Below are 26,076 nucleotides of genomic sequence, written 5' to 3'. Positions count from 1 at the left end.
GTTTTTCCATTCTTGCATCAGAAAACAGCCATGGCCGGAAAATGGCTGTGGCTGCTTTCTTCTTAGCCTGTGATTATTTCTGTTTCCTCTTATCCGCCCGTGTCCGCATCACATACCACAAAGCTCCCGTAATGCAGACAGATGAGTATGCGCCGACTACGATTCCCACCATCAGCGGCAGGGCGAATTCTTTGATCGAGCTGACGCCCAGGACATAGAGCACAGCGATCGAAATAAAGGTAGTAAGAGAAGTGTAGATACTTCTGGTCAGCGTCTGGGTGATACTCTTATTGACAATATACGCAAGGTCCGTAGTCTTGGTCCGGTAATGCAGTTCTTCCCTGATCCGGTCGAAGATCACAATGGTGGCGTTAATAGAATAACCCACAAGGGTCAGCATACACGCGATAAAGGTACTGCCCACCGCGATCCTGGAAACCGCGTAGAATCCCAGCACCACCAGCACGTCATGGAGCAGAGCCGCAACCGCGCTGGTAGCGAACCGGATATCTTTAAACCGGAACCAAATATACAGCAGCATGAAGATACTTGCCACGATCACCGCAATCACCGCATCCTGACGCATTTCATTACTTACCGTAGAGCTGATATTCTCTGCTGTGATCTTGCTCTCATCCACGCCAAAGTTATCCACCAAAGCCTGGTTAAGAGCCTCTCTCTGATCCAGATCAAGCGTGACCGTCTTGATGATCACCTGGTTGGTGCCATCTACTTTCTGGGTCTGTACATTAGCGTCTCCGGTCACCTCTTCTACCACCGGCACGATCTCCTGATCAATTTCATTGATGGTATAATCTTCATTAAAGGTAACATTGGTAGAAGTTCCTCCCTGGAAATCCAGGCTGTAGGAGAAAGCTCCCGCGCCTCTGCCCCCATTGACTCCCATGATCACGAATCCAAGCAGGATCACTCCAATGGAAGCGGAAAAGAACCATTTCCTTTTACCCAGGAAATTGATAGGTTCACGCTCTTTCTTAGGGCGGTAATAAACCTTAGGATTGCGGATTCCCACTTCATAGAAAGCGAACACGATCATCCGGGTGATCACAAGCGCCGTAAACATCGAAACCACAATACCGATCGCCAGCGTCTGAGCGAATCCCTTTACCGTTCCAGAACCAAGGAACCACAGGACTGCCGCCGCAATAAGGGTCGTCACGTTTCCGTCTACGATCGCGGAAAGAGCTTTATCAAATCCCGCTTTCAGGGAATTGCGCACGCTTTTTCCTTTGGACATCTCTTCTTTTACTCTGGCAAAAATGATCACGTTGGCATCTACCGCCATTCCAATACTCAGAATGATACCCGCGATTCCCTGCAGAGTCAGCGTCACATCAAAAGCATTTAAGATCAGCAGAACGATCTCTGTATAGATGATCAGCGCAAGGCTGGAAGCCAACCCCGGCAGATAATAAACGAAGATCATAAAAATGAAAATGATCAAAAGCCCGATCACTCCGGCCATCAGGCTGGTACTGATGGCTTCCTCTCCAAGCTGGGCGCCGACTACATTTGACCGCAGTTCTTCCAGCTCAAGCTGCAATCCTCCGATCCGGATAGTGGAAGCCAGCGTGTCCGCTTCGTCATAAGTCATATTTCCCGTAATCTGAGCCTCTCCATTTTCGATAGCGTTGTTCACGTTGGGTACGCTCACAAAGGTCCCATCGTAGTAGATCGCGATGCTCTCCCCATTTTCATAGGCTTTTTCCGTGGCCGCGGCAAATTTTTCCGTTCCTTCATCCGTAAAGGTCAAAGATACAACGTTTTCATCCCGCTGTGTCGTCTGATTTTCCACCACGCCGGCCCGCGCGTCCTGAACTTCATCACCGGTAACGACGATGGATCCGTCTGCTTCCAGTTCTTCAATAGTTTTATTCAGCTGGTAGTCCTGGGCCGGATCACCAGTATTGTTGATCATCGAATAGTTTTCTGATCCATCGCTTCCAGTCTGGGCAATGAAATAAAGAGAACCCGGCTGACCAAGTTCCTCCAGAATCTGATTGGCGTCAGATACTCCGGGGATCTCGATATTGATCCGGTCGTCTCCCTCCTGGTATACTACCGCCTCTGTACTGTACTCTTCCACACGTCTTTGAAGCTTGTAGATCGTATCCGCCATGTCTTCGCTGGATGGATTGTCATCTTTGACCTGGTAGGTGATACTCACGCCTCCCGCCAGATCCAGACCCAGCTTGATGTTCTTCGCCGAACCGGTTCCGCCTTCTCCAAACCCCCAAATGGCAGTGTAACCCAGCAGCACAATGAGCACCGCCGTCACCAAAAGGCTTATGATGCCTCTGCTTTTCTTCATGTTCAACTTCCTTTCCGCGCTCTCATCCTTCGACTTTAGGACAACGCCGCTTTTATCATGATTGCACATTCCACCCGTTTGCGTTCCATCTCGCATCCAACATCATAGGTATCGTGGATGGTTCCATGGAAATGGTGTGAATTGGCCATACATCCTCCGCTGCAGTAGAATTTCGCAAAACACTTCCTGCACTTTTCTTTGGAGTAAACGCTGCAGCTGCGGAATTCATCCGCGATCTGCGGCCGTGTGACCCCCTCCTCAACGGTCCCCATCTTGAACTCTTCCTGTCCCACGAACTGATGGCAGGGATAGAGATCTCCCCAGGGCGTTACCGCCAGGTATTCGGTACCCGAACCACAGCCTGACAAGCGCTTCGCCACACAAGGACCACCGTCTAAGTCTATCATAAAATGGAAGAAATTAAAACCTTTTCCCTCTTTTTCTCTTTGGATCATAATCTTCGCCAGCTTGTCATACTCTTCTAAGATCACCGGCAGGTCTTCTTCCCGGATGGCGTAGGGATCTGTCTCATCTCCCACCACCGGTTCTACTGAAACCTGTTTAAATCCCAGATCCGCAAAATGGAGGATATCCTTCGAAAAGTCCAGATTATTCCGGGTAAAGGTTCCCCGTACATAGTATTTCTCCTGGTTCCGGCTTTCCGCCAGTTTCTGGAATTTTGGCACGATCAGGTCGTAGCTCCCCTTCCCGCTGCGGAATGGACGCATCGCATCGTTGACTTCTTTCCGGCCATCCAGGCTGAGCACCACATTGTCCATCTCCCGGTTAATGAATTCCTGGATCTCGTCATTTAAGAGCACTCCGTTGGTGGTCACGGTAAAACGGAAATGTTTATTATAGAGCTTCTCCTGCTCCCTTCCGTAAGCCACCAGGTCTTTGACCACCTGCCAGTTCATCAGAGGTTCTCCTCCAAAGAAATCCACTTCCAGGTTCCGCCGGTTCCCGGAATTCTGGATCAGGAAATCCAGCGCCTTTTTCCCTACCTCAAAGCTCATCAAGGCTCTTCTTCCATGGTACTCTCCTTCCTCGGCAAAACAGTACCTGCAGGCAAGGTTGCAGTCATGGGCAATGTGGAGGCACAGAGCTTTTACCACCGTTTTCCTCTGCTTCACTTCTCCGATCAGGCTCTCATATGTATCTTCTGTAAATAACTGTCCGGCTTCTGTAAGCTCCTGTATATCGGCAAGCCCTTCCCGAATCTCTTCTTCTTTATATTTTCCGCTCAACGCCTGGACGGCGGACTGCCCCAGCTCGTCTTCTCCAAGCTCCTGGGCGGTATAGGACTCTTTCTGCTGCGTCAGCCATGCGATCAGATCATAGCACAGCTCGTCTACAACGTGGACCGCGCCGCTGTAAACATCCAGCACAATGCGGTATCCATTGTTCTGATACTGGTGAATCAAGGTTTGATACCCCTTTCTTTTTCTCTTTTATACGACAAGAAACAGCGACCTTTAAGACCGCTGTCCCCGGTATTTCCTATCCACAAATAAAACTTGTTTACTTCCTGTTCTCGCAGGTCTGGTTTCCTACTGTACAGGATGTCTTGCAGGCAGACTGGCAGGATGTCTGACATTCTCCGCATCCGCCTTTTTTTACTGTGTTGTTCAGTGTCTGTGTATTTAAGGTTTTTACATGTTTCATCGGTTTCTCCTCCTTAGTTTCGCTTAACTTATGCTATTATACCATCCTGTCAGGGTTTTCGCAATCCTTTTATCACGAAATCATTCCTCCGGCCATTCCTCCTCCCGCGCAAAGGATCAAAGTTGTCACCAGGTTCACCCCGTCTGTATTCAGCGTGTGGTATACCCCCAGAGTGATCGCCATCAAAAGAGCGAAATACAGGATTCCCAGTCCGATCCCCCATAGAAATCTTTTGCGTTTTGCCATCTTTCCAATGGCGATCCCTCCGATCAGTGTAGAGATCACATAAACCGCCACGATAGCCGCTGACACCGCCTTTTCATTTAATTCCAGTTTATACAGAAGCACCGTCAAAAGAGCCAGGAGCGCTCCTGTAATGATATAGGAAGCCAGCAGCGCTTTTAAGATCCACATAACCGGTGAGTCTCTGCGGATTTGTCTTTCCATCTCATCCCTCCTTGTCTACTACCACAAGGTATGAGCGCAAAGACGCAAATATTCCTGTTATCCTACTGTTCCATCTGCCTTCCCAGGAAGGCGGCCGCGCAGGAGGCCATTTTCTGTTCCAGTTCGCTGAATTTCTTCCTGCCTTCTTTCGTAAGAAGAATCACTCCTCCTATCACGTCTCCTTCACAGAGAATGGGACTGATCACCTCATATGCGTATTCTTCTTCCTGGTCTTTTATTACTGGGGTATACTTTTTGTCTCCAGCGGCGGCCAGCAGGGAATTCCTTTCTCCCAGAATTTTCTCCATCTGTCTGCTGATCAGCCGGTCCTGCAGTTCCTTTTTGCCGGAACCGGAAGCCGCGATCACCTGATCCATATCGCAGACACACACCAGGCAGCCCATGGTCTGGGACAGACTTTCCGCATACTGTTTTGCAAATGTAGACAATTCGCCGATAGGAGAATACTTCTTCAGTATGATCTCTCCTTCCCGGTCCGTAAAGATTTCCAAAGGATCTCCTTCCCGAATCCTGAGTGTCCTTCTGATTTCTTTTGGGATCACAACCCTTCCAAGGTCGTCGATCCTCCTGACGATTCCCGTTGCTTTCATAGATCATTTCCTCCATTTGTCATATTTGGCAGACTAAGTATATTATCTGTGAAAGAAGGGAAATTTATACAGTATTGAAAATACCTTCTTGTTCTGTTAAACTTTAAACAGGAAAATCGAATGGGAGGGATACCATCATGAGTAAAATCGAAGAAGTAAGAAGCGATATGGTCAAAGCCATGAAAGCCGGCGAAAAAGAGCGGAAAGAAACCTTGTCTATGCTCCTTGCCGCTCTGAAGAATAAAGCCATTGACAAGCGTTCTGATCTGACAGAAGAAGAGGAAGTACAAGTAGTATTAAAGGAAATCAAACAGACCAAAGAAACTCTGGAAATGACCCCCGCGGATCGGACTGAGATCATCGAGGAATGCAGCCGCCGTCTGGCTGTTTTGGAGCAGTACGCCCCTAAAATGATGAATGAGGAAGAGATCAAAGCAGTGATCACCACCACCTTGAACGAACTTGGCATCGCCGCTCCGACTCCTAAGGATAAAGGCAAGATCATGAAAGTCCTGATGCCAAAAGTAAAAGGGAAAGCAGACGGGAAGCTGGTCAGCGAGACGCTGGGAACCTTCTTTCAATAGAGAGTTCCAATGTAGATTTTAGCTTAAAAGCCGCATACCAAAAGGGAACGTGCTCCGCCACGTTCCCTTTTTATACTGCTTCTGTTTTATTCCTGCTCCACCTGATCGTCTGTCTGAACCTCGTCCGCGTAAGGTTCTTCGGAAGACTGTTTGATCGTAACGCTTAGATTATCAAAATCAATCTTCTTCCACACACCGTCATGATCGTCAATGTCCGCCTCATCCCGCCATTCCTGGCAGGTGTCTTCATAGAGTTTTGTCTGACGCTCTTCTACGATCTGCTGTTTCTTAGTCTCCGTAGCCTCTTCATCAAAGAGGCTGGTCACCTTGGCTACGTAGCAGCCCGCATCCGTCTCGATCACTCCGGTATTCTCTCCTTCATCCAGTTTATCCGCCTCAGCAACAACCTCTTCTGAAGGCACATTGGATTCAGAATCAAACGTATCTTCTGTTAGTTCACCGCTGTATTCTTCCGCCGCTTCCACAAAATCCGCTCCATCTGCCACACTTTGAACAAAAGCTTCCGCATTTGCTTTCGCCGTCTCCTTCTCCTCATCGGAAAGATCCTGGACAGCTCCGCTTTCATCCGTGGTGGTATAAGCAAAATATACATACTGCATCGCTTTCTGCGCGGCCTCATCGTCAGAAACTTCCGTATCTGCCTGAGCCTCGATCGCTGTCTGCACCTTATTCTGAACTGCCATCAGCGTCAATAACCGTTCTACCGTATCCGCGTTTCCAGATACCTTCTCTTTATCTTCCAAAGAATTGGCTTCCGAAAATTCTTTCGCCAACTTACTGATCTCTTCTTTCTCCCCATCGCTTAAGGATACATCATAATCGCTCATATGCTCCTCACACAGCAGCATAACCTCCAGAGATTCCCTGGCCGCGTTCTTTACAGACTCCTCATAAGTCTCTCCTTCTTCCGCTTCTGTATTCCACATATCCTCTCCCAGATATGCTCCGTAATAGGTCTCATACTCTGCCTGCATATACCTGGCATAGAAATTCGCTACGTCTGCCGTCAGTTCATTTCCATTTACACTGACCGCCACCGCATCTTCATTTAGCGAACCGCAGCCCGCCAGACTTCCAGCTGCCAGTACAGCCGACATAAGCAGTATTACCGCTTTCCTTTTCATAATAATATAAAACCTCCTTAGTACCCTGCTAACCTGTTTATTATAGCCTGTTTTCAGCGGGCAATCAATCCTTTTATCCCAATTAACACATTTTTCACGATTTCCAGACTGCCCGCTTCCTTCTCCCGGCCGCTCTTGCGTTTTCTCTGATAACAGAAGACAGGATGCTCCGCGTCCGCCTTGAAAGACAATTCCCCTTTGAACGACTCGATCAGCGCCGGAATCCGCTGCGGGGCCGCCTTGGCTTTCTCATACATGGCAAAGGTGTAGACGTCTCCCTTTTGTTCCACCTCTGTCACATACGCGGCATGGGCCAGGGCTTTCAGCCCGGAGATCTCCAGCAGTGTTTCCACCTTCTTGGGGACGTCTCCAAACCGGTCTAAAAGTTCATCCCTCATATCTTCGATCTCATCCTGGGACTCGATGGCGGCGATCCGTTTGTAGATATCCAGCTTCTGATATTCATTGGGAATATAAGAATCCGGAATATACGCGTCTACATCCAGATCAATAGTGGTGGCGTAGGTTTCCTCTTCCATCTCGCCTTTTAAATGCTTGACCGCTTCGTTTAACATCTTGCAGTACAGATCATATCCTACCGCTTCCATATGTCCGTGCTGCTCCGCCCCAAGAAGATTGCCCGCTCCCCGGATCTCCAGATCCCGCATGGCGATCTTAAATCCAGAACCCAGATCGGTAAATTCCCGAATGGCGGCAAGGCGCTTTTCCGCCACTTCCCGCAGCAGCTTATCTCTCCGGTACAACAGGAACGCATACGCCATCCGCCCGGAACGCCCTACCCGCCCTCTCAGCTGATAGAGCTGGGACAGGCCTAAGCGGTCCGCGTCATGGATGATCATGGTATTCACATTGGAAATATCCAGTCCTGTCTCAATAATAGTAGTGGATACCAGCACATCGATCTCACCGCCGATAAAATCATACATGATCCGCTCCAGCTCATGCTCTTTCATCTGACCATGGGCAAAAGCTACCGTATATTCCGGCACCAGTTTCTGGATATTAGCCGTCACCTCATCAATATCCTCTACCCGATTGTATACATAATACACTTGTCCCTGCCTTGCGCACTCTCTCTCAATAGCCTCCCGGACCATCTCCGGATTGTACTCCATTACATAGGTCTGGATCGGGAGCCGGTCCTCGGGCGCTTCTTCCAGCACGCTCATATCCCGGATTCCGATCAGACTCATATGGAGTGTCCTTGGAATAGGCGTGGCAGTCAGCGTCATCACGTCTATATTTTCTTTTAATTTCTTGATCTTTTCTTTATGCTGCACTCCAAATCGCTGTTCTTCATCGATCACCAGCAGCCCCAGATCTTTAAATTTCACATCATTGCTTAAAACCCGGTGGGTACCGATAACGATATCCACAAGCCCCCTCTTTAGATCTTCAATGGTCTTCTTCTGCTGAGCGCTGGTCCGGAACCGGCACAGAAGATCCACCCGGACCGGAAAATCTTTCATCCGCTGAAGGAACGTATTATAATGCTGCTGAGCCAAAATAGTGGTGGGGACCAGATAGACCACCTGCTTATTCTCCTGGACCGCCTTGAAAGCGGCCCGGATGGCGATCTCCGTCTTTCCGTATCCCACGTCTCCGCATATCAGCCGGTCCATGATCCGATGGCTCTGCATGTCCCGTTTCACCGCTTCAATAGCCAACAGCTGATCTTCAGTCTCCTCAAATGGAAACATTTCCTCAAATTCTTTCTGCCAGACGGTGTCCTCTCCGTAAGCGTACCCTTCCTGATTCTGCCGCGCCGCATAGAGTTCCACCAAGTCTTTGGCGATCTCCCGGACCGCCCCGCGGACCCGGCTTTTGGTCTTGGTCCACTCCTGAGTCCCCAGCCGGTTCAGCCTGGGCTTCTTCGCGTCAGATCCGGCGTATTTCTGGATCAAGTCTAACTGGGTAGCGGGAATATACAGATTCCCGCCCTGCGCGTAGGAGATCTTCATGTAGTCTTTTGCTACTTTATCTACCTGGATCTTCTCAATCCCCTGATAGATTCCAAGACCATGATTCTCGTGGACCACATAGTCTCCCGGCTTTAGCTGGGCAAAATCTTGGATTTTCCGCCCTTCATAAATTTTCCGCTTCCGCTTCTTCTTAACTTTTCCGAAAATGTCCGTCTCTGAGATCACCGTAAATTTAAGCAGAGGATACTCATACCCTTCCCCTACATGTCCATAGGCCGTCATGATCTCACCTGGAAGGACCTGACGTTCCATATCGTCGCTGTAAAAACTGCTTAGATTATAATCTCTTAAGTCTTCCGCCAGACGTCTGGCCCTGGTCCGGGAACCGGACAGCAGCACTACCCGGTATCCATTCCGCTTCAGCCTCTTTAAATCCCTGGTCAGAAGGTCGAAGCTGCTGTTATAGGGATTCACACTTTTAGCCTGTATCAAATAAGAATCCCGCTGGGCAAGGCCTTTTGCCTTCATATCCAACGCGCACATCCCTATGCTGCTGTAACCGTTGATCTTCTCTGTCAGTTCTTTGGTCGTATACAGCCTGGCTTCCTCGTTGGAAACCTCCATTCCATTTTCCACCCGTCGTTTTTGGGCCTCTATAAACTCTTCCTCTACACCCTGCCCCTTTTCCAAAAGCCGAGCCGGCTCATCTAGGAAAAGCAGGGTTTCTTCCACAGGAAAATAATCCAGGAAGGACACTCCCCGCTCCCCTTCTTCTGGGAATTCTCTGGCCGGATAGATCCAGACTTCCTGGAGATTCTCAATAGACCGCTGAGTCTCCACATCAAAAGAGCGGATGGAATCCACTTCATCGCCCCACAATTCAATACGCACAGGAAGTTCTTCTGTCAGGGGATAGATATCCAGGATCCCTCCCCGCACGGCAAACTGTCCAGAACCCTCGATCTGACTCTCCCGGTCGTAGCCGATCCTGGACAATTCCCGCTCCAATTCTTCCATGTCCACCACGCTCTCCGCCCCGATGTACACTGCCTGGCCTGCCAGCACTTCTCTTGGGAGCAGCACATCCATGAAAGCGTCAAAACTGGTCACCACCGTCAAAGACTTCCGGGTCAAGACTGCCTGAAGCACTTCCATCCGCTGTTTTACCAACGCTTTATTCCTTAAGTCTGCCTGATAAAACAGAAGGTCCTTCGCCGGATACAGCCAGGTATCTCCATCTACAAACCGATATTCTTCGTAGACCTGCTTTGCCTTTGACTCACTGGAACAAGCGATGACTTTATAAGGACAGCCATCGCTAAGCGCATACATCATATGAGTCTTTTGAGACGGGACACAGCCAGTAATGCGCAGCATTCCGGCTCCCTCTCTTTTCTTTTTTTCAATCTCTTCAAATTCCGCCAGTTCCCTAAGCGGCCCGGTCAAGGCCTGCATATCAATTCTCCCCCGGTTTTACTTTTCTATTATATTCATTCATCGCCGCCTCGATTTCTCCCTGCAGGATCATCTCCACCGCGTTTACCGCCTTTTCATACCCTTCTTCCATCTGCGCCCGTTCCTCCTTCGAGAAACGGCTCAGCACATAGTCCGCCAGATCAAATTCTTTGGGCTTTTCTCCCACTCCCATCTTGATCCGAGGGAATATTTGGGTTCCCAGATGGGCAATGATATTCTTGATCCCATTATGGCCGCCCGCGCTCCCCTTCTTCCGGATCCTGAGCTGACCAGGCGCCAGGCTGATATCATCGTAGATCACGAGAAGCTGCTGCTCTGCGTCGATCTTATAATAATCCACCAGCCCCCGGATACTCTCTCCGCTTAAATTCATATAAGTCTGGGGTTTTGCCAGGATCACCTTGCTTCCTCCAATGATTCCCTTTCCAATATAGGCTCTTGCTTTTCTTCCGTCTACAGAAATATTATATTTGTCCGCAAGAACATCTATGACATCAAATCCCGCGTTATGCCGGGTTCCTTCATACTTAAGGGTGGGATTGCCAAGTCCCGCTATTATAAACATATCTCTCACCTTTCATTTTTTCTCTTATACATTCTACAGGAACCGCTCCCATTTGTCACGCAAAAACCTGTATGAATAATTTTCATCCTTTTCTCATACATTATAGAAAGCGAACTTGGATTCCAGGATATTATTAGGACATAGGAGGTCTTTATGAGTTCCAAAACCAAAATCATCGTACTTCATATGAAAGAAATCATTTACACCGCAGTATTTGCCGTCCTGGCGGTCTTGCTGATCTTACTGCTTTTGTTTATGTTTCTTCCAAAGAATAAAGGGGCCCAGACGGAAGAAGCAAAATACGCGCCTGGCGTCTACACTTCCACCGTATCGCTGAATAACACAGCGCTCGAGGTGGAAGTCACCGTGGATGAATCTCATATCAACTCCATCCGGTTTTCCAACCTGGATGAAACGGTGGCCGCCATGTATCCTCTGATCCAGCCGGAGATTGAAAACATCGCGGAACAAGTCTACGAAAATCAATCTTTGGAAGGAGTCCAGCTTTCCCAGGAAAATCCCTACACCTCCCAAGTGATCGTCAACGCCATCGCAGAAGCGCTGGAAAAGGGAAAGATTCAAGAATAAGAACAAGAAAGGAGGCCTGCGTCCTGCCTGCAACCGGCGGCCGCGCCTCCTTTTTCTTCCTTCGGCCTTGTCTTCTCAGCCTTCCACGATCAGATATCTTCCGTCCGACAGCGCAAACACTTCCGCCGCATCTTCGATTTCTTCCGGAGACATTCCTTCTGTGTCCAATCCTTCCTCTTCAAAAAACTGACAGACCTCTTCCAGGCTGTCTGCCACCACCGCCATACAGTCCTCAAGGAAAGCTTCCGCTTCCTCCGGCGTCTCTGCCACCGGCTCATCGAAGAGCTGGGACTGAAGCCTCAGAAACGTATTCAGACACTCCTCATCATATTCATACATAGCTGCTTCCCCTCCTTTCTGGTCTTTTTATTCTTTGAACCTTTTTTTCCTATTTTTCCGCAAACCGCAGCAGTTCCTCTGTCCGTTCCAGGATTCCTGCGGCTCCCGCCTCTTCCAATTCCTGCCGGGTCCGAAATCCCCATCCAACAGGGATAGTAAGAACGCCTGCCCGCTTCCCTGTTTCCAGGTCCACCTCAGAGTCCCCTACATACACGCACTGTTCCGCAGGCACCTGAAGCTTCTCCAGAATCCGATAGATTCCTGCCGGATCTGGCTTTCTTGGAATATCGTCTCTCTGTCCCTGGATATAGTCAAAAAGCGCTTCGCCAAACACTCCATGAGCAACCTTTACCGTCTGCCTATGAGGCTTGTTGGAAAGCACCGCAAGTTTGATTCCCTTTCCCTTTAACTCCTTCAGCACTTCCTCCATACCTTCATAAGGTGTTACATGATATGTACAGTTGGCGTCAAATATGCGCCCGTATACCTGCATGGCCTCCTCCAGCCGCTCTCCCTTTTCATCCCCGGCTGCCCGGATCGCGTGATCCATAAGATACCTGGCGCCATTTCCAACAAACCGCCTGCACTGCTCATCCGTGATCTTGGCAAGCCCCATCTCCCGCAGAGTTGCCTTTACCGAATATATCAACGATTCCATTGTGTTCGCAAGAGTTCCATCTAAATCAAAAATGTAAGCTGTCCTCATGTCTAAATCCTCCATGACCCCATGATAGTATGAATGGTATTAAATTTCAAGCATCAATTGGGGCCGGGGGATTTTTAAAAATCCCCCGGCCCCAATTAAAAATGCCCTGTCCCTAATTGAGATACTGGCGCATGGTCTTCAAGGCGTTTTTCTCCAGTCTGCTGACTTGAGCCTGTGAGATCTTGATCTCTTCCGCCACTTCCATCTGCGTCTTTCCGCCAAAGAACCGCAGTTTTATGATATGTCTCTCCCGCTCGTCCAGATGTTCCATAGCCGCTTCCAGGGATAGGTTCTCCACCCATTTTTCTTCCTTATTTTTTGTATCGCTGATCTGGTCCATTACATAGAGAGCATCGCCTCCATCGTTGTAGACCGGCTCCTGAAGGCTCATAGGGACTTGGATGGCGTCCAGGGCAAATACGATATCTTCTTTGGAGATTCCGATCTCCTCGGCAATTTCCTGCACAGTTGGCTCTTTCAGATGCTGCCGTACAAAATTTTCTTTCGCGTAGATCGCCTTATAGGCCGTATCTCTTAAAGAACGGCTTACCCGGATAGAATTATTGTCCCTCATATAGCGGCGGATCTCTCCAATGATCATCGGCACTGCGTAGGTGCTGAATTTCACATCTAATTCTGTATTAAAGTTATTTACCGCTTTAATGAGCCCGATACAGCCAATCTGGAAAAGGTCGTCCGGGTTTTCGCCGCTGGCTCCAAACCGTTTGATCACACTGAGCACCAACCGCAGATTTCCTTTGATATATTCCTCTTTCGCCTCCTGGTCCCCCTCTTTTATCCGTTCAAACAGCGCTTCCTTTTCTTCCTCTCTCAAAACCGGAAGCCTGGCTGTGTTGACTCCGCATATCTCCACTTTTCCCTGTGCCATCCAAAGAACCTCCTTGCTGGATCTGATCCAAATTTTATGTCTAGTAGAATTCTTCTCCAGATGGACATTGGTTATTCCCGCCCCGGAAAAATAAAAAAAGTTTTAGCCCTTGACAAATGATTGCAACCTTCTATCCTCCATGCTATAATTGTTAAGGTTTCGTAAAGAATATGTTAAATCCAAAATCTAAAGGAGAATGATCATGAAAACAAGTGATATCCTGATGCTGCTTGGAGGGCTCGCTCTTTTCCTCTATGGAATGCAGATGATGAGCAACGGTCTTGAGACAGCAGCGGGAAACAAAATGAAACAGATCTTAGAAAAATTGACTTCTAACCGGATCAAGGGGGTTCTGGTAGGCGCCATTATCACCGCTGTGATCCAGTCTTCTTCTGCTACCACAGTAATGGTCGTAGGCTTTGTAAACACAGGTCTGATGACTTTGAATCAGGCGGTATGGGTCATCATGGGAGCCAATATTGGAACCACTATCACCGGACAGCTGATCGCTCTGGATATTGGCGCGATTGCTCCTTTGATCGCATTTTTAGGCGTTGCCTGCATTATGTTTGTGAAAAATGAAAAAGTCCGGCATATCAGTTCTATTTTTGCCGGCTTAGGCGTGCTATTCATCGGAATGGAGATGATGGGAGACGCCATGGCGCCTCTGCAGGATTCTGAAACTTTTATCCACTTTATGACTACCTTCAGCAATCCGCTGGTTGGAATCGCCATCGGCGCGGTATTTACTGCCCTGATCCAATCATCTTCCGCATCAGTTGGTATCCTGCAGGCATTGGCAGCCACAGGAACGATCCCTCTGTCCAGCGCGGTCTTCATCTTATTTGGCCAAAATATCGGTACTTGCATCACTGCCGTCCTGGCCTCCATTGGTACACGCCCCAACGCAAAACGGACGACCATTATCCACCTGATGTTCAATATCATCGGGACCATCATTTTTACCATCATCACTCTGGTCACTCCGTTCGTCTCCTTTATGGAGGGCCTGACTTCTGACCCAGTGGCCCAGATTGCCAACGTACACACAACGTTCAACATTGTTACAACTTTGATCCTCCTTCCTTTCGGAACATACATGGCCAAACTGGCCACCAGGATCCTTCCGGAAAGCGAAGAAGAAATCGAACAGGTCAAGCGGCTCAAATACATTGTTCCGTTTGAAAGCAATTATCCGGTTGGACATGCCGCTCTGGTCATTTCTCAGATCCAGCGGGAAGTATCCAGGATGCTGGATAAGGTAAAAGAAAACGTTGAAACCAGCTACAACGCTCTGCTAAAAGGGGAGGACGTCTCTATTGAAGAGATTGAGGAAACAGAAGATTATATCGACTTCCTGAACACAGAAATCTCAAAATATATCGTACATCTGATGTCTGTGGAAATGTCAGAGGCCGACAGCCGCCGGATCAATAATTATTATATGATCATCAGCAATATTGAGCGGATCGGCGATCACGCCATGAATATTGCTGAATATACCAAAAATATGAAAAAATGGAACATTTCTTTCTCGGACAACGCACGTACAGAGATCAAGAAGATGAAACAGGTCAGCATGAAGATTCTGGAAGTGATCGACTTTACAGATGCTACTTCCCCATCTTCTCAGTTGGAGACTATCTCCAAATACGAGTCCTTGATGGATGACATGGAGAAAAAGTATCTGAAACGCCAGATCAAGAGAGCCAAAAAAGGAGACTGCAAAGCAGAATCCGGCATCCTTTTCTCCGAGCTTCTGACCGATTTCGAGAGAATTGGCGACTACGCTCTGAACGTGGGGGAACTTCACGCGCAGATGTAAGACCATTTAGTTCTTACTAAAAAGAGACAGGCGCAAGCCATGGTGGTATGGCTTGCGCCTGTCTCTTTCTTTGTCCTAAAGCGCTCTTTCACGATCAAAACCAGCCGCGCTCTTAATCCTCCCTGTCCCACTTATCCGCAAGATTCTGGATCTGGGACTCAAATTTGACCAGCTCCTTATTTGCCAGTCCCTCGTTCTTGTAAACCACTTCCAACAGCCGTTTTGCCGCGGCCACAACCCGCTCAAAGATATCCCTGCTTTTGACTCTTGCAGGCTTCATCTCCTTCTTCGGTTCCCTTACACCTTCTGACAAGATCTCTCCTGTCGCAAGATCAACACATCCTCCGGAATAAGGCGCAAACGCGGACCAGCCAAATCGCTCTTCTATCGTCTGGGCAAACCGGTCTGTCACTTCATCTTCTCCATGTACAACAAACACATGCTCCGGAGTTTTCTGGAAACCTTCCAGCCATCCCAAAAGTCCGTTTTTATCCGCATGACCGCTGATCCCCTGCAGACTCTCAATGTGAGCGTTTACTTCCACCGTCTCGCCAAAAAGTTTGACCAAATCCGCTCCTTCCAGCAGCTTCCGTCCAAGGGTCCCTGCCGCCTGGTAACCGACAAAGCATATCGTGCTTTCCTTCCTCCACAGATTATGCTTGAGATGATGCCGAATCCGTCCCGCCTCGCACATTCCCGAAGCTGACAAGATCACTTTGGGGCGCTCATTAAAATTGATCATCTTAGACTCGTCCGATGTGATGGTTGTACGCAGTCCCTGGAAGATCAAAGGATTGATCCCTTTTTCCACCAGTTCCATAGCCTCCGCATCAAAACAGGATTTTACGTTCTTATTAAATACATTGGTAGCCTCGATCGCCAGCGGACTGTCTACATATACTTCAAAATTCTGATACTGAGGAAGCAGGCCCTTTTCCTTGATCTCACGGAAGAAATAGAGGAGCTCCTGGGTCCGTCCTACAGCAAAGGAAGGAATCACCACGTTTCCTCCCCGGTCGAAGGTCTCCTTTAATATCCTGGTAAGATTCCCCACATAATCCGGCCGCTCCGTCCCATGAAGCCGGTCTCCATAGGTGGATTCGATCACGATATAATCCGCTTCCCTGACTGGCTTGGGATCCTTGATGATTGGTTGGGACAGATTCCCCACGTCTCCGGAGAATACGATCTTCTTCGTGATCCCATCTTCCGTGATCCACACTTCCACCGCGGCGGAACCTAGGAGATGGCCCACATCGGTAAACCGTACTTCCACGCCTTCACACAGCTTGATCTTCTGCCCATAGTCACAGGGATTCAAAAGCTGGATCGCCGCCTCCGCATGTTCCATGGTATAGAGAGGTTCATAAAGAGCCGCTCCGCTTCTTTTGGCTTTCCGATTCCTCCACTGAGCCTCAAACTCTTGGATATGGGCGCTGTCACGTAACATGATGCTGCACAGATCTGCCGTCGCAAAAGTAGAAACAATATCTCCGCGAAAACCTTCCTTGCACAGCATCGGAATCTTTCCGGAATGATCGATATGGGCGTGTGTCAGAAGGATATAGTCTATGTCTGACGCCTGGACCGGTATCTCCTGGTTTTCGTACAGATCCGGTCCCTGTTCCATGCCGCAGTCAACCAGGATATGTTTTCCGCAGGCCTCGATCATATGGCAGCTTCCGGTAACCTCATGGTCTGCTCCAATAAAAAAAAGTTTCATACGCAAAGCCCCTTTCTTTCTTTTATTGTAGCACCTTTTTTGGCGGATGGCTACGAATACTTTACCATCTCTCTGCGCAGCCTCTGCATGATCTTTTTCTCCAGTCTGGAAATGTAAGACTGGGAGATTCCCAGCATATCCGCCACTTCCTTCTGGGTCTTTTCTTCTCCGTCAGGCGTCCCAAGGCCAAACCGCATCTGGATAATGGTCCGCTCTCTTCCAGTCAGCCGCCCGATCGCCCGCACCAGAAGCTTTCTCTCCGCTTCGTTTTCCAGATCTTTGTAAATGGTGTCTTCCTCCGTACCCAGAATGTCGGACAGCAGCAGTTCATTTCCATCCCAATCCACATTCAGCGGTTCATCGATGGAGACTTCCATCCGCGTCTTATTATTTCTCCGGAGATACATGAGGATCTCGTTTTCAATACAGCGGGACGCGTAGGTGGCAAGCTTGATCTTCTTCCCTGGATTAAAGGTGTTGATCGCCTTGATCAGTCCAATGGTCCCGATGGAGATCAGATCTTCCACTCCCACGCCCGTATTATCGAATTTCTTCGCTATGTATACCACCAGCCTCAGATTATGTTCGATCAGGATCTTCTTTGCCTGTTCTTCTTCCTCTGTTCCAAGCCTCCGGATCTGTCTGGCCTCTTCCTCCGTCTCCAGAGGCGCCGGGAGGATCTCTGAGCCTCCGATATAGTGGATATCCTTTTTATCTGAAAAAAACAGCGTACGAAAATCCGGAATTACTTTCAGCTTAAATTGATGTGGTACAGCTACTTTTATGATCATTTTTATTCCTCCTATAAAACATCAGGATTCAGGATCATCCCATAATCATCCGACGAGATTTCCTCATATACGGCTACCAAAGGCTTCTCAACACAGATCTCCCGCTCTCCCAATATCTCCATTTTGTCTAATTGGAATACGGGCAGCGCCCCTTCTTTGGTTCCGATCGCGTGATAAGGAATAAATCGAATTCCTATTGTCTGTCTCCATTCTCCCAGACGATCCGCCGTCTCCTGGTCAATGATGCTCACCGGCTTTCCGCTTTGCCCATCACGCAGGCTGTTTCCTGTATCGATAACAGCCCTTACTCTGCAGGTTCTGTCTCCCCGGCAGAGTATAACTTCACAGCGATAATGCTCCTGTCTTGCCAGATATTTCAGAAGATTCCAGATTCCCATCGCTCCATAGTAACTCAACACCGCGAAGCCAAAGAAAATTCCTGTCGTTCTGGTATAAGGCCACAGGCTTTCCAAGATCCCTCCCACAAGGAAACCGCTGATATATAGCAAAACTAAGGCTTTCCAGAAGTTTCTGTCCCACTTTGTCCTGAGTCCCGTTTTCAGCATGATAATATTAACCAGCCCATGAAACATGATGAATTTAATAACAGCATATGGGATTGGAAGCAACACAACAATACAGGTGCCCAGCGCTCCCACCGCGGCTCCCAGGAAAACCCTTCCATGTGTGGCAGGACATTTCAGGACCTTCCTGACAATCTCTAGCAAAATCGCATCCATCATGAAATTCACAAGAAAAAACACGTCTATGTATAATTCATAGTACACGCTTTACCTTCTTTCTCCTTTGATACTAAATCGATTTGGTATGTGGGCAAGACTTATTATACGAGGGTGGAAAAAAAGATTTTGTCATATGATGGGAGCAGGGAAAAGATTTTTTTCGACAGAAAAAGAGACCAGAGCCTCTCACAAGGTCTGGTCTCTTAAGAAGAACAATATTACTTTTTAAAGAAATCTGGAATCTTGATGGACTGTTCCTTTACTTTACTGGTTGGGGTTCTCGGCGTCTCCAGTGAAGGCGCGGTTCCGCCCGGCGCTCTCCTGGTCACATTGCTCCCCGACGCGCTCTTTCCAGAAGCCAGTCCGATATCCAGCTGCGGAGAACGCGCAGCCGCCGGACGCTGGCTGGAAGCCGAATGTTTCTCAAAACTTCCCTGAGAAACTGTGGAGCCTGTTCTTGGATGTTCCAATCTGGATTTCAGTTTAGAGGCGCTTCCTCCCACATTGTGAAGACCTGTGGCGATCACTGTGATCGTAGCCTCATCCGCTCTGGAATCATCATACATCGCGCCGAAGATAATATTTGCATCTTCTCCCGCAAGATCCTGTACGTACTCTGCCGCATCGGATGCATCCATCAGGGTAATATCACCGGATACATTGATGATCACATGAGATGCGCCAGCGATGGTGGTCTCAAGGAGCGGGCTGGCAACCGCCTGTTTCACTGCCTCAAGCGCTTTATCATCGCCTCGTCCCTGTCCGATACCAATATGTGCGATTCCTTTATCCGTCATAACCGTCTGAACATCCGCGAAATCCAGATTGATCAGAGACGGTACATTGATCAGGTCTGTGATGCCCTGGATACCCTGCTGAAGCACTTCATCCGCTTTCTTCAGGGCTTCCGGCATGGTGGTACGCCTGTCCACCACCTCAAGAAGTTTATCATTCGGGATAACAATCAGAGTGTCTACATTTTCTTTCAGCTTTTCAATCCCTTGAAGCGCGTTGTTCATACGTGTCTTAGATTCAAAACGGAAGGGTTTTGTCACAACGCCTACCGTCAAGGCGCCCTGTTCTTTGGCGATACGCGCCACTACAGGCGTAGCCCCTGTTCCGGTTCCGCCGCCCATACCGCAGGTAACGAATACCATATCCGCTCCTTTGAGCGCCGCTGATATCTCTTCCGCGCTTTCTTCCGCCGCTTTCTCTCCTACTTCCGGCCTGGCTCCAGCTCCAAGCCCTTTGGTGATCTTGTCCCCGATCTGCATAAGCGTCGGAGCTTTACATAACTGCAGTGCCTGTTTATCTGTATTAATCGCTATAAATTCCACACCGGCAATCTGCTCATCGATCATACGGTTCACTGCGTTGTTCCCGCCGCCGCCGACTCCACAAACAATTATTTTTGCCGCCGCTTCCGATTCGTTTGTCTTAATCTCTAGCAAGGGTTTCTCCTCCTTCGTTATCCTTATTATTTATACATCCCATAGACAAAGTGTAAAAATACACTTTGCCATATATAATCTATAATATAGACTTTTGTACAAAATATCAATAGAATTCCAGGATTTTTCTTAATTTTCTTCCGAAATTTCCTCAGAAATTCCTTCCGGAAATTCCCCCACATCAAAGGTGATCGTCTCCTGTCCCTCCGAATAGCTTTCCAAATGCAGGGTTCCTTCTTTTCCCTCCAGTTTTTCCAAGATCGGAGCAATCTGCGCCACCTTCTCCGGGGTCACATGATTTCCCAGACTGATACAGACCTTTCCGATAAAAAGATAGATCCTGCTGTCCTGACAGATGATCTTTTCCGTGGAGAGATCATTTTTCTTCAATTCATTGGACGCTTCTAAAATTTCTTCAAAAATCTGAGAATTCTCACTCTCCAAAGACTGATACAATTTTACTTCTTTCACTTCAATGCCCTTCACAAGCGGAACTCCCTCAATATAAGAAGTGTCCTTTTTCACCACCAGGCCTTCCTTGTCAAAATAAGCGTAATCCTGGTTATCGTAGATATACCCTACGATTTCTTTTTCTTTCACCGTCACCCGCAAAGTCCAGGGCGTGCTCAGCCCAACCTTCATGCTCTCCAGGCAGGCCGGCTGTTCTCCTTTTCCCAGAAGATACTTGCCGATCACATACAGAGAATTGCGGGAAAACTTGTCATTTTGTACCGCTTCTGATATCTCCTTATCCGTGCAGTACTGGTTTCCTCGTATTTCAATCTTCTGCACGTGAAAAAGCAGTAAAATCGTCAGTATAATAATGGCAAGCCCAAAAAGGATCACAAAAAAGGCATATACTCTATGGCTCTTTTTCTTCCTCCTTTTCCTGGGCCGCTCTTCCAAATGTTCTTTTGTTTCCATATATACTCCTCTCTTTGCTGCCCCTTATCTTATATCTAACACCGCGCTTCGCTCCTTTAGCTTCACGGCTTGCGTTCATTGTATCACCGTTGATACGCTCAGCACAAGCCCCATTTCCAGCAGCAAGAAGACGACTGAGGTTCCCCCGTAGCTGATGAAGGGCAGGGTGATCCCGGTATTGGGTATGGTGTTTGTGACCACCGCTATATTTAAGATCACCTGGATCATCATATGTGCCATAGCTCCGGCCGCGATCAGAGCGCCAAACAAGTCCGGGGCCCTGGAGGCGATCACAAAGAACCTCCAGATCAGGATCAGAAATAACAGCAGCACAAATCCCGCGCCAAACAACCCCAATTCTTCGCAGATTATGGAAAAGATCATATCGTTCTGAGCTTCCGGCACAAATCCCAGCTTCTGGACACTCTCTCCCAACCCCCGGCCAAACAGGCCGCCAGAACCAATGGCGTAAAGGCCCTGAAGCGTCTGGTAGCCTTTCTCGTAGGCTTCTGGGTTGCGCCAGATGGCCAGTCTCTCCAGACGATAGCTTTCCAAGGCTAGAAAAACCGCCATGAATCCGGTCCCCGCCGCGCCCATTAAGAGAAAAGGACTGTATTTAGGGCTTGCCACGAATACCAGGATCACCCCGATCCCCAGGATAATGACAGCCGTACTCAAATTACTGGCTCCCACCAGCCCCACGATGGGAAGGATCGATATCATAATTTTTAGAAGGGTTCCCATTTTCCCCATGTTTTTGATATTGTTCGTCACGATCCAGGACAGGAAAAGAACTACCGCCACTTTAGCGAACTCTGACGGCTGAAAAGAAAAAGGGCCCAAAGAAAGCCATCTTTTGGACCCATTGTATTCTTCCCCTATAAACAGGACCGCCACTGAGAGGACCAACGCCGTCAGATATCCAAGAACGGCCGCATGCTTCCACACATGATAATCCATATTCGCTACCAGAAACATCCCCAAGATTCCCAGCAGTGTGGCAAACACCTGTTTTTTCAGATAATAAAAAGAGTCGTGAAACTTGACCTCTCCATTATAGGCGCTGGTACTGTAAAGGATCACCAGCCCAAAGACGACCAGCACCCCCAGAGCGGCCAGAAGAGTCAGATCATACTTCCTCTTTTTTGGCTGTGTCAATCTTCTATGCACTCCTTATAAGGAATTTACAATCTCTTTGAATTTCTCTCCTCGTACCTCATAGTTTGGAAACATATCCCAGCTTGCGCAGGCCGGAGACAGCAGCACCGCTTCTCCTTTCTTTGCCGCATCTGCCGCCAGACGCACCGCTTCCTCAAAGCCGTCTGCCATCACATAATCATGGAACCCGCAGCTTTCCGCGGCCTGGGCGATCTTCTCCCTTGTCTCTCCCAGCAGGATCAGCTTCCTTACTTTCCCGCCAAAAGCCCGAATCCACTCCGTGTATTCCGAATCCTTATCATACCCGCCGCCCAGCAGCACCGTCGGACGGTTCATTGCCTGAATGGCCTTGATAGCGGCATCCGGATTCGTCCCCTTGGAATCATTGTAATAGACGACTCCATTCTTTTCCGCCACAAATTCAATCCTATGCTCCACTCCTTTAAAGGCAAGCACCGCCTCCCGGATCACCTGGACCGGGACCCCGTAAACAGCCGCCATTCCAGCCGCCGCCATTACATTTTCATAGTTGTGGGTCCCCAGGATCTGAAGCTCATCGACCTTACAGATCTCCACTTCGTCTGGGTTTTTGTAAATAATAGAACCCTGGTCTAAATAGATTCCTCTTTCTAGTTTACGCTGACTGCTGAAATATAGAACCTGTGCTTTTACATTCTCCCCAAATTCTCTCGTCCTTGCGTCCTCATAGTTCAGGATGCAGTAATCTTCTTCGGTTTGATTTTTCGCGATATTCTTCTTTGCGTTCACATAAGCTTCCATCGTATGATGCCGGTTCAGATGGTCCGGCGTGAAGTTTAAGATGGCGCTGACTTTCGGGTGGAATTCCCGGATCGTCTCCAGCTGGAAACTGCTCATTTCCGCCACCGTGATGGAGTGTTCCGTCATCTCTTTCGCCGCCAGGGTATAGGGGTTTCCGATATTGCCGACCACGAATACATCCTCCTGGAAGCGCTTCATGATCTGCCCCAGAAGAGTTGTGGTCGTAGTCTTTCCGTTGGTTCCTGTGATCGCCAGGACATCTCCTTTCCCAAAGGCGTACGCAAGCTCCACCTCCCCGATCACCTGGATCTTCCGGGACACCATTTCTTTTACTGCCGGCAGATCCGTGGGCACGCCCGGACTTAAGACAGCCAGATCCAGACAGTCCAGGATTTCTTCCGGAAATGTCCCAAGTACGATCCTCACCGATGTATCCGTCCCAAGCTGGCTTTTTAACTTCTGGATATCCAGATCCTGATTCCCATCGTAGAGCGTCACAGACGCTCCTGTTTCTTCCAGAAGTCCTGCCGCCGCCGTTCCGCTGATGCCAGACCCAAATACCAGCACGTTCTTTCCCTTTGTATCTATCATAGCTTCTATCCTTTCTCTTACATCGCCATCAGAGCCACCAGACAAAGAAGGGCTGTGATAATAGAAAATACCGCCACCACTCTGGTCTCTGACCATCCGCACAGTTCGAAATGATGATGGATCGGCGCCATCTTAAAGATCCGCTTTCCTCCCGTCTTCTTAAAATATGTCACCTGGATCATGACCGAGAGAACCTCCACCAGATAGATCAAGCCTACGATCAGGATGAAAATAGGCATCTGGAGCATATACGCCGTGGAGGCCACAAATCCTCCCAGCGCCAGAGAACCGGTATCTCCCATAAACACACTTGCCGGATACACATTAAACAGAAGAAATCCAAGGAGCGCCCCCACTACCGCGCAGGTAACAGGCTCGATCCCGCTTCCGGTCCCGATAGCTACCACGGTAAAGAAAGTAGCGACCAAAACAGTCACACTGGAAGCCAGGCCATCCAATCCATCAGTAAAGTTTACTCCATTTACCGTTCCGATCACCGCGAAGAACATAAGCGGAATGGCAAGCCATCCGATATCCAGATATTTCCCGCCGGTAAATGGGATCAGCATAGCAAGGGAAACATCGGTAAACCGGACCATATAGAAAGCAAATACGGCTGTCACTACAATCTGCAGGGCCATCTTTTGTTTGGGAAATAACCCGTCTGAGCGCTTCATGACCACCTTCAGATAATCATCCAAGAATCCGATCAGACCAAATCCCAGCGTTACAAAAAGGATTGGTATGATCTTCGGGTAATCCCGGATGTAAAACAGCGATGTGATCACCACACTGAGAAGGATGATCACTCCTCCCATGGTAGGGGTCCCCGCTTTTTTTAAATGCGATTTTACGCCATCCTCCCTCTCTGTCTGCCCCATTTTCAGCCTTCTTAAGATTGGAATGATCACCGGACCCATGACCACGCTTAACGCAAACGCGATCAGCACCGGGATAAATACCGTATAATCCATAATACACCTCTTACTTCTTTTGTTTCTTTTCCTGAAAAATGTCTGTCATACCTTCAATCTTACATAGTATACTTCATTTTCTATTCTTTTTCAATGCCAAGATAGGGGAATATATTCTGGAAGATATCCCCCATGACCGGCGCCGCGATCGTCCCTCCATAATAGATCCCCTGAGGATCATAGATCACACACATGCCCAGGATCCGGGGATCGTCCGCAGGCGCAAATCCAATAAAGGAAGAAATGTATTTGTTGGCGCTTCTGGGAAGCGTCTGAGAGGTAGCTGTCTTTCCTCCTATATGGTATCCTTCAATATAAGCGTTTTTCCCCGACCCTTCTCTGACCACTCCCTCCAGAAGGGCCTGCATAGTCTCGGACGTTTCTTCTGAAACGATCCGTTCTCCCTCTTCATAAGCAAATTCTTTGATTTCTTTTCCGTCCTTATCTAAAATGCGCACTCCAAAATGAGGCGTTACCCGGTTTCCTCCATTGACCAGGGAACTGACGGTAGCCGCAAGCTGAATGGGCGTTACCTGAAAGGACTGTCCAAAACTCATGGTCGCAAGCTCCACCTGTCCCACATTTTCCTGCTTATGCATGATGGTGGCCGCTTCTCCCGGCAGATCTACTCCTGTCATTCCCATCAGTCCGAATTGGTTGAAATACTTATAGAAATTTTCTGTTCCCAGCCGCAGGCCGATCTCGATAAACACAGGGTTGCAGGAGTTCTGGATCCCTTCCACAAATGTCTCCGCCCCATGTCCTCCCACCTTATGGCATCGGATCTTCCGGTCTTCTACCATCTTGTACCCCGGACAGCTAAAGGTATCGTCCAATTCTACCACTCCCTCTTCCAGACAGGCGGAGGCTGTAATGATCTTAAACGTAGATCCCGGCTCATAAGTATCATTGATACAGCCGTTCCGCCACATCTGGTTCAGCGCTTCCTGCAGTTCCTCGTCTGTCATCCCTTCCGCCGTTCCTGTATTTAGCTCAAAAGGCTCATTGAGATTAAATTCCGGTACATTTACCATGGCCAGGATCTCGCCGTTCTCAGGATTCATCAGGAGGATTCCCACTTTGTCCGCCTGCTTTTCTTCCATCACTTTTTCCGCCATCTGCTGTGCGTACATCTGGATGTTGTAGTCCATACTGATCTGCAGGGTATGCCCTGGGACCGGCTCGATCCGGTCTTCCGCCACTCCGTCCAGTTCTACGCCCCTGGCATCTGTTGTTGTCAGGATGGTCCCATTCTCCCCTTTCAGATATTCTTCATACTTCACTTCCAGCCCTATGATGCCCTGGTTGTCTCCCCCGGTAAATCCCAGGACTTTTGATGCCAGCTCCCCATAGGGATAATACCGCTTAAAATCTTCATCCACTTTTACCCCATCCAGTTCCAGATTCCGGATCTTGTCTCCCGTCTCTTTATCCACATTTGTCTTGATCCGTTCCATAGATGAAACTTTCTCTACCTTTCCCCTGACTTCTTCTTCCGTAAGTTCTAATTCCCTGGACAATACCTGGATAATCTTCTCTGGTTCTTTTATCTGGCTGTGAATGACGGAAATCGTACATACCGTCCGATTCGTTGCCAAGACCGTACCATTTGTATCTACGATCTCCCCTCTTGCCGCCTTGATCTCCCGCTCCCTTTCGTGGAGAGCTTCCGCCTTTTCCTGATAATATTCCGCTTCAAATACCATCAGATAGATCAGTCTTCCCGCCAGCACCAGAGCGATTCCCACAGCGCATAGAAACACCACCAAAAGTTTCTTCCTATTATAAGTTTTATTCTTCATAAAAAACCTCGCAAAAGCCGTTTC

22 protein-coding genes and 1 pseudogene are annotated in these 26,076 nt (G+C 48.6%); 3 read left to right on the top strand and 20 right to left on the bottom strand.

Annotated features, from left to right (window positions below):
- Positions 1–73: 73 nt before the first annotated feature.
- From secD to spoVT, 5 genes are all read right to left on the bottom strand, one after another.
- A complete protein-coding gene (gene secD, locus FND36_06910) occupies positions 74–2,332 on the bottom strand; it encodes a protein translocase subunit SecD (GenBank protein ID QDW73790.1) in 2,259 nt (752 codons plus the stop codon).
- A gap of 35 nt (positions 2,333–2,367) precedes the next feature.
- Entirely contained in the window at positions 2,368–3,756 is a 1,389-nt protein-coding gene (gene scfB / locus FND36_06905) for a thioether cross-link-forming SCIFF peptide maturase (protein QDW73789.1), read from the bottom strand.
- Positions 3,757–3,853: 97 nt separating this feature from the next.
- The gene (scfA, locus tag FND36_06900) at positions 3,854–3,997 is read right to left on the bottom strand and encodes a six-cysteine peptide SCIFF (protein ID QDW73788.1); all 144 of its coding nucleotides are present in this window, start codon (positions 3,995–3,997) and stop codon (positions 3,854–3,856) included.
- 72 nt (positions 3,998–4,069) lie between these two features.
- Positions 4,070–4,444, bottom strand: a complete 375-nt coding sequence (locus FND36_06895) for a TIGR04086 family membrane protein (protein QDW73787.1) — start codon at positions 4,442–4,444, stop codon at positions 4,070–4,072.
- 62 nt (positions 4,445–4,506) lie between these two features.
- Positions 4,507–5,055, bottom strand: coding sequence for a stage V sporulation protein T (gene spoVT / locus FND36_06890; protein ID QDW73786.1), 549 nt, complete (start codon positions 5,053–5,055; stop codon positions 4,507–4,509).
- A 137-nt stretch (positions 5,056–5,192) separates the two neighbouring features.
- Here spoVT and FND36_06885 point away from each other — a divergent pair, with 137 nt between their 5' ends.
- A complete protein-coding gene (locus tag FND36_06885) occupies positions 5,193–5,639 on the top strand; it encodes a GatB/YqeY domain-containing protein (GenBank protein QDW73785.1) in 447 nt (148 codons plus the stop codon).
- 86 nt (positions 5,640–5,725) lie between these two features.
- Here FND36_06885 and FND36_06880 read toward each other — a convergent pair whose 3' ends face one another.
- Genes FND36_06880 through FND36_06870 form a run of 3 tightly spaced genes read right to left on the bottom strand, consistent with a single transcriptional unit; the run spans position 5,726 to position 10,768 of the window.
- The gene (locus FND36_06880; GenBank protein QDW73784.1) at positions 5,726–6,784 is read right to left on the bottom strand and encodes a peptidyl-prolyl cis-trans isomerase; all 1,059 of its coding nucleotides are present in this window, start codon (positions 6,782–6,784) and stop codon (positions 5,726–5,728) included.
- Between the two features lie 53 nt (positions 6,785–6,837).
- Positions 6,838–10,182, bottom strand: a complete 3,345-nt coding sequence (gene mfd, locus FND36_06875; GenBank protein ID QDW73783.1) for a transcription-repair coupling factor — start codon at positions 10,180–10,182, stop codon at positions 6,838–6,840.
- A gap of 1 nt (position 10,183) precedes the next feature.
- Entirely contained in the window at positions 10,184–10,768 is a 585-nt protein-coding gene (locus FND36_06870; protein ID QDW73782.1) for an aminoacyl-tRNA hydrolase, read from the bottom strand.
- A 153-nt stretch (positions 10,769–10,921) separates the two neighbouring features.
- Between FND36_06870 and FND36_06865 the strand changes: the two genes are divergently transcribed.
- Positions 10,922–11,356, top strand: coding sequence for a hypothetical protein (locus FND36_06865; GenBank protein ID QDW73781.1), 435 nt, complete (start codon positions 10,922–10,924; stop codon positions 11,354–11,356).
- A 75-nt stretch (positions 11,357–11,431) separates the two neighbouring features.
- Here the strand turns inward: FND36_06865 and FND36_06860 are convergent, their stop codons facing one another.
- The 3 genes from FND36_06860 to sigG all read right to left on the bottom strand — a co-directional run bounded on the left by FND36_06860 (position 11,432) and on the right by sigG (position 13,290).
- On the bottom strand, positions 11,432–11,695 hold the full coding sequence (locus FND36_06860) for a glyoxalase (protein QDW73780.1): 264 nt from the start codon (positions 11,693–11,695) through the stop codon (positions 11,432–11,434).
- A gap of 49 nt (positions 11,696–11,744) precedes the next feature.
- The gene (locus tag FND36_06855; protein QDW73779.1) at positions 11,745–12,401 is read right to left on the bottom strand and encodes an HAD family hydrolase; all 657 of its coding nucleotides are present in this window, start codon (positions 12,399–12,401) and stop codon (positions 11,745–11,747) included.
- Between the two features lie 112 nt (positions 12,402–12,513).
- Positions 12,514–13,290 (bottom strand): RNA polymerase sporulation sigma factor SigG, encoded by a 777-nt coding sequence (gene sigG / locus FND36_06850; protein QDW73778.1) that lies wholly within the window; start codon positions 13,288–13,290, stop codon positions 12,514–12,516.
- A gap of 202 nt (positions 13,291–13,492) precedes the next feature.
- Between sigG and FND36_06845 the strand changes: the two genes are divergently transcribed.
- Positions 13,493–15,115: a Na/Pi cotransporter family protein gene (locus FND36_06845; protein QDW73777.1), complete on the top strand. Its 1,623-nt coding sequence runs from the start codon at positions 13,493–13,495 to the stop codon at positions 15,113–15,115.
- Between the two features lie 112 nt (positions 15,116–15,227).
- On the opposite strand, the gene FND36_06840 is transcribed toward FND36_06845, so the two are convergent.
- From FND36_06840 to FND36_06800, 9 genes and pseudogenes are all read right to left on the bottom strand, one after another.
- On the bottom strand, positions 15,228–16,838 hold the full coding sequence (locus tag FND36_06840; GenBank protein QDW73776.1) for an MBL fold metallo-hydrolase: 1,611 nt from the start codon (positions 16,836–16,838) through the stop codon (positions 15,228–15,230).
- 50 nt (positions 16,839–16,888) lie between these two features.
- The gene (gene sigE, locus FND36_06835; protein ID QDW73775.1) at positions 16,889–17,629 is read right to left on the bottom strand and encodes an RNA polymerase sporulation sigma factor SigE; all 741 of its coding nucleotides are present in this window, start codon (positions 17,627–17,629) and stop codon (positions 16,889–16,891) included.
- Positions 17,595–18,417 (bottom strand): annotated as a pseudogene (locus tag FND36_06830) (sporulation factor SpoIIGA). Before FND36_06830 ends, sigE begins: the two are co-directional and overlap by 35 nt.
- 173 nt (positions 18,418–18,590) lie before the next feature.
- Positions 18,591–19,823 carry a cell division protein FtsZ gene (ftsZ, locus tag FND36_06825; protein QDW73774.1) on the bottom strand — a complete coding sequence of 411 codons (1,233 nt, stop codon included), beginning with the start codon at positions 19,821–19,823 and terminating at the stop codon, positions 18,591–18,593.
- A 129-nt stretch (positions 19,824–19,952) separates the two neighbouring features.
- Positions 19,953–20,747: an FtsQ-type POTRA domain-containing protein gene (locus FND36_06820; protein QDW73773.1), complete on the bottom strand. Its 795-nt coding sequence runs from the start codon at positions 20,745–20,747 to the stop codon at positions 19,953–19,955.
- A gap of 75 nt (positions 20,748–20,822) precedes the next feature.
- The gene (locus tag FND36_06815; protein ID QDW73772.1) at positions 20,823–21,905 is read right to left on the bottom strand and encodes a cell division protein FtsW; all 1,083 of its coding nucleotides are present in this window, start codon (positions 21,903–21,905) and stop codon (positions 20,823–20,825) included.
- Between the two features lie 15 nt (positions 21,906–21,920).
- Positions 21,921–23,273, bottom strand: a complete 1,353-nt coding sequence (locus FND36_06810) for a UDP-N-acetylmuramoyl-L-alanine--D-glutamate ligase (protein QDW75565.1) — start codon at positions 23,271–23,273, stop codon at positions 21,921–21,923.
- A 20-nt stretch (positions 23,274–23,293) separates the two neighbouring features.
- Positions 23,294–24,250, bottom strand: a complete 957-nt coding sequence (locus FND36_06805; GenBank protein QDW73771.1) for a phospho-N-acetylmuramoyl-pentapeptide-transferase — start codon at positions 24,248–24,250, stop codon at positions 23,294–23,296.
- A gap of 80 nt (positions 24,251–24,330) precedes the next feature.
- Complete coding sequence (locus tag FND36_06800; GenBank protein ID QDW73770.1) at positions 24,331–26,052, bottom strand: peptidoglycan glycosyltransferase; 1,722 nt, start codon at positions 26,050–26,052, stop codon at positions 24,331–24,333.
- Between the last annotated feature and the right edge of the window lie 24 nt (positions 26,053–26,076).

This window comes from Lachnospiraceae bacterium KGMB03038, assembly GCA_007361935.1.
In the GTDB taxonomy this organism is placed as follows: domain Bacteria; phylum Bacillota; class Clostridia; order Lachnospirales; family Lachnospiraceae; genus Massilistercora.
Note: the sequence above shows the minus strand (reverse complement) of the source record. Positions and strands in the feature narration are given on the sequence as shown.

Coding starts and splice junctions, on each gene's coding strand:
- FND36_06865 (QDW73781.1), top strand. CDS start 10,922: ATGAGTTCCAAAACCAAAATCATCGTACTTCATATGAAAGAAATCATT.
- FND36_06840 (QDW73776.1), bottom strand. CDS start 16,838: ATGAAACTTTTTTTTATTGGAGCAGACCATGAGGTTACCGGAAGCTGC.
- mfd (QDW73783.1), bottom strand. CDS start 10,182: ATGCAGGCCTTGACCGGGCCGCTTAGGGAACTGGCGGAATTTGAAGAG.
- sigE (QDW73775.1), bottom strand. CDS start 17,629: ATGATCATAAAAGTAGCTGTACCACATCAATTTAAGCTGAAAGTAATT.
- spoVT (QDW73786.1), bottom strand. CDS start 5,055: ATGAAAGCAACGGGAATCGTCAGGAGGATCGACGACCTTGGAAGGGTT.
- FND36_06855 (QDW73779.1), bottom strand. CDS start 12,401: ATGAGGACAGCTTACATTTTTGATTTAGATGGAACTCTTGCGAACACA.
- FND36_06870 (QDW73782.1), bottom strand. CDS start 10,768: ATGTTTATAATAGCGGGACTTGGCAATCCCACCCTTAAGTATGAAGGA.
- FND36_06885 (QDW73785.1), top strand. CDS start 5,193: ATGAGTAAAATCGAAGAAGTAAGAAGCGATATGGTCAAAGCCATGAAA.
- FND36_06895 (QDW73787.1), bottom strand. CDS start 4,444: ATGGAAAGACAAATCCGCAGAGACTCACCGGTTATGTGGATCTTAAAA.
- scfA (QDW73788.1), bottom strand. CDS start 3,997: ATGAAACATGTAAAAACCTTAAATACACAGACACTGAACAACACAGTA.
- FND36_06845 (QDW73777.1), top strand. CDS start 13,493: ATGAAAACAAGTGATATCCTGATGCTGCTTGGAGGGCTCGCTCTTTTC.
- FND36_06800 (QDW73770.1), bottom strand. CDS start 26,052: ATGAAGAATAAAACTTATAATAGGAAGAAACTTTTGGTGGTGTTTCTA.
- FND36_06860 (QDW73780.1), bottom strand. CDS start 11,695: ATGTATGAATATGATGAGGAGTGTCTGAATACGTTTCTGAGGCTTCAG.
- FND36_06805 (QDW73771.1), bottom strand. CDS start 24,250: ATGGATTATACGGTATTTATCCCGGTGCTGATCGCGTTTGCGTTAAGC.
- sigG (QDW73778.1), bottom strand. CDS start 13,290: ATGGCACAGGGAAAAGTGGAGATATGCGGAGTCAACACAGCCAGGCTT.
- secD (QDW73790.1), bottom strand. CDS start 2,332: ATGAAGAAAAGCAGAGGCATCATAAGCCTTTTGGTGACGGCGGTGCTC.
- FND36_06820 (QDW73773.1), bottom strand. CDS start 20,747: ATGGAAACAAAAGAACATTTGGAAGAGCGGCCCAGGAAAAGGAGGAAG.
- FND36_06880 (QDW73784.1), bottom strand. CDS start 6,784: ATGAAAAGGAAAGCGGTAATACTGCTTATGTCGGCTGTACTGGCAGCT.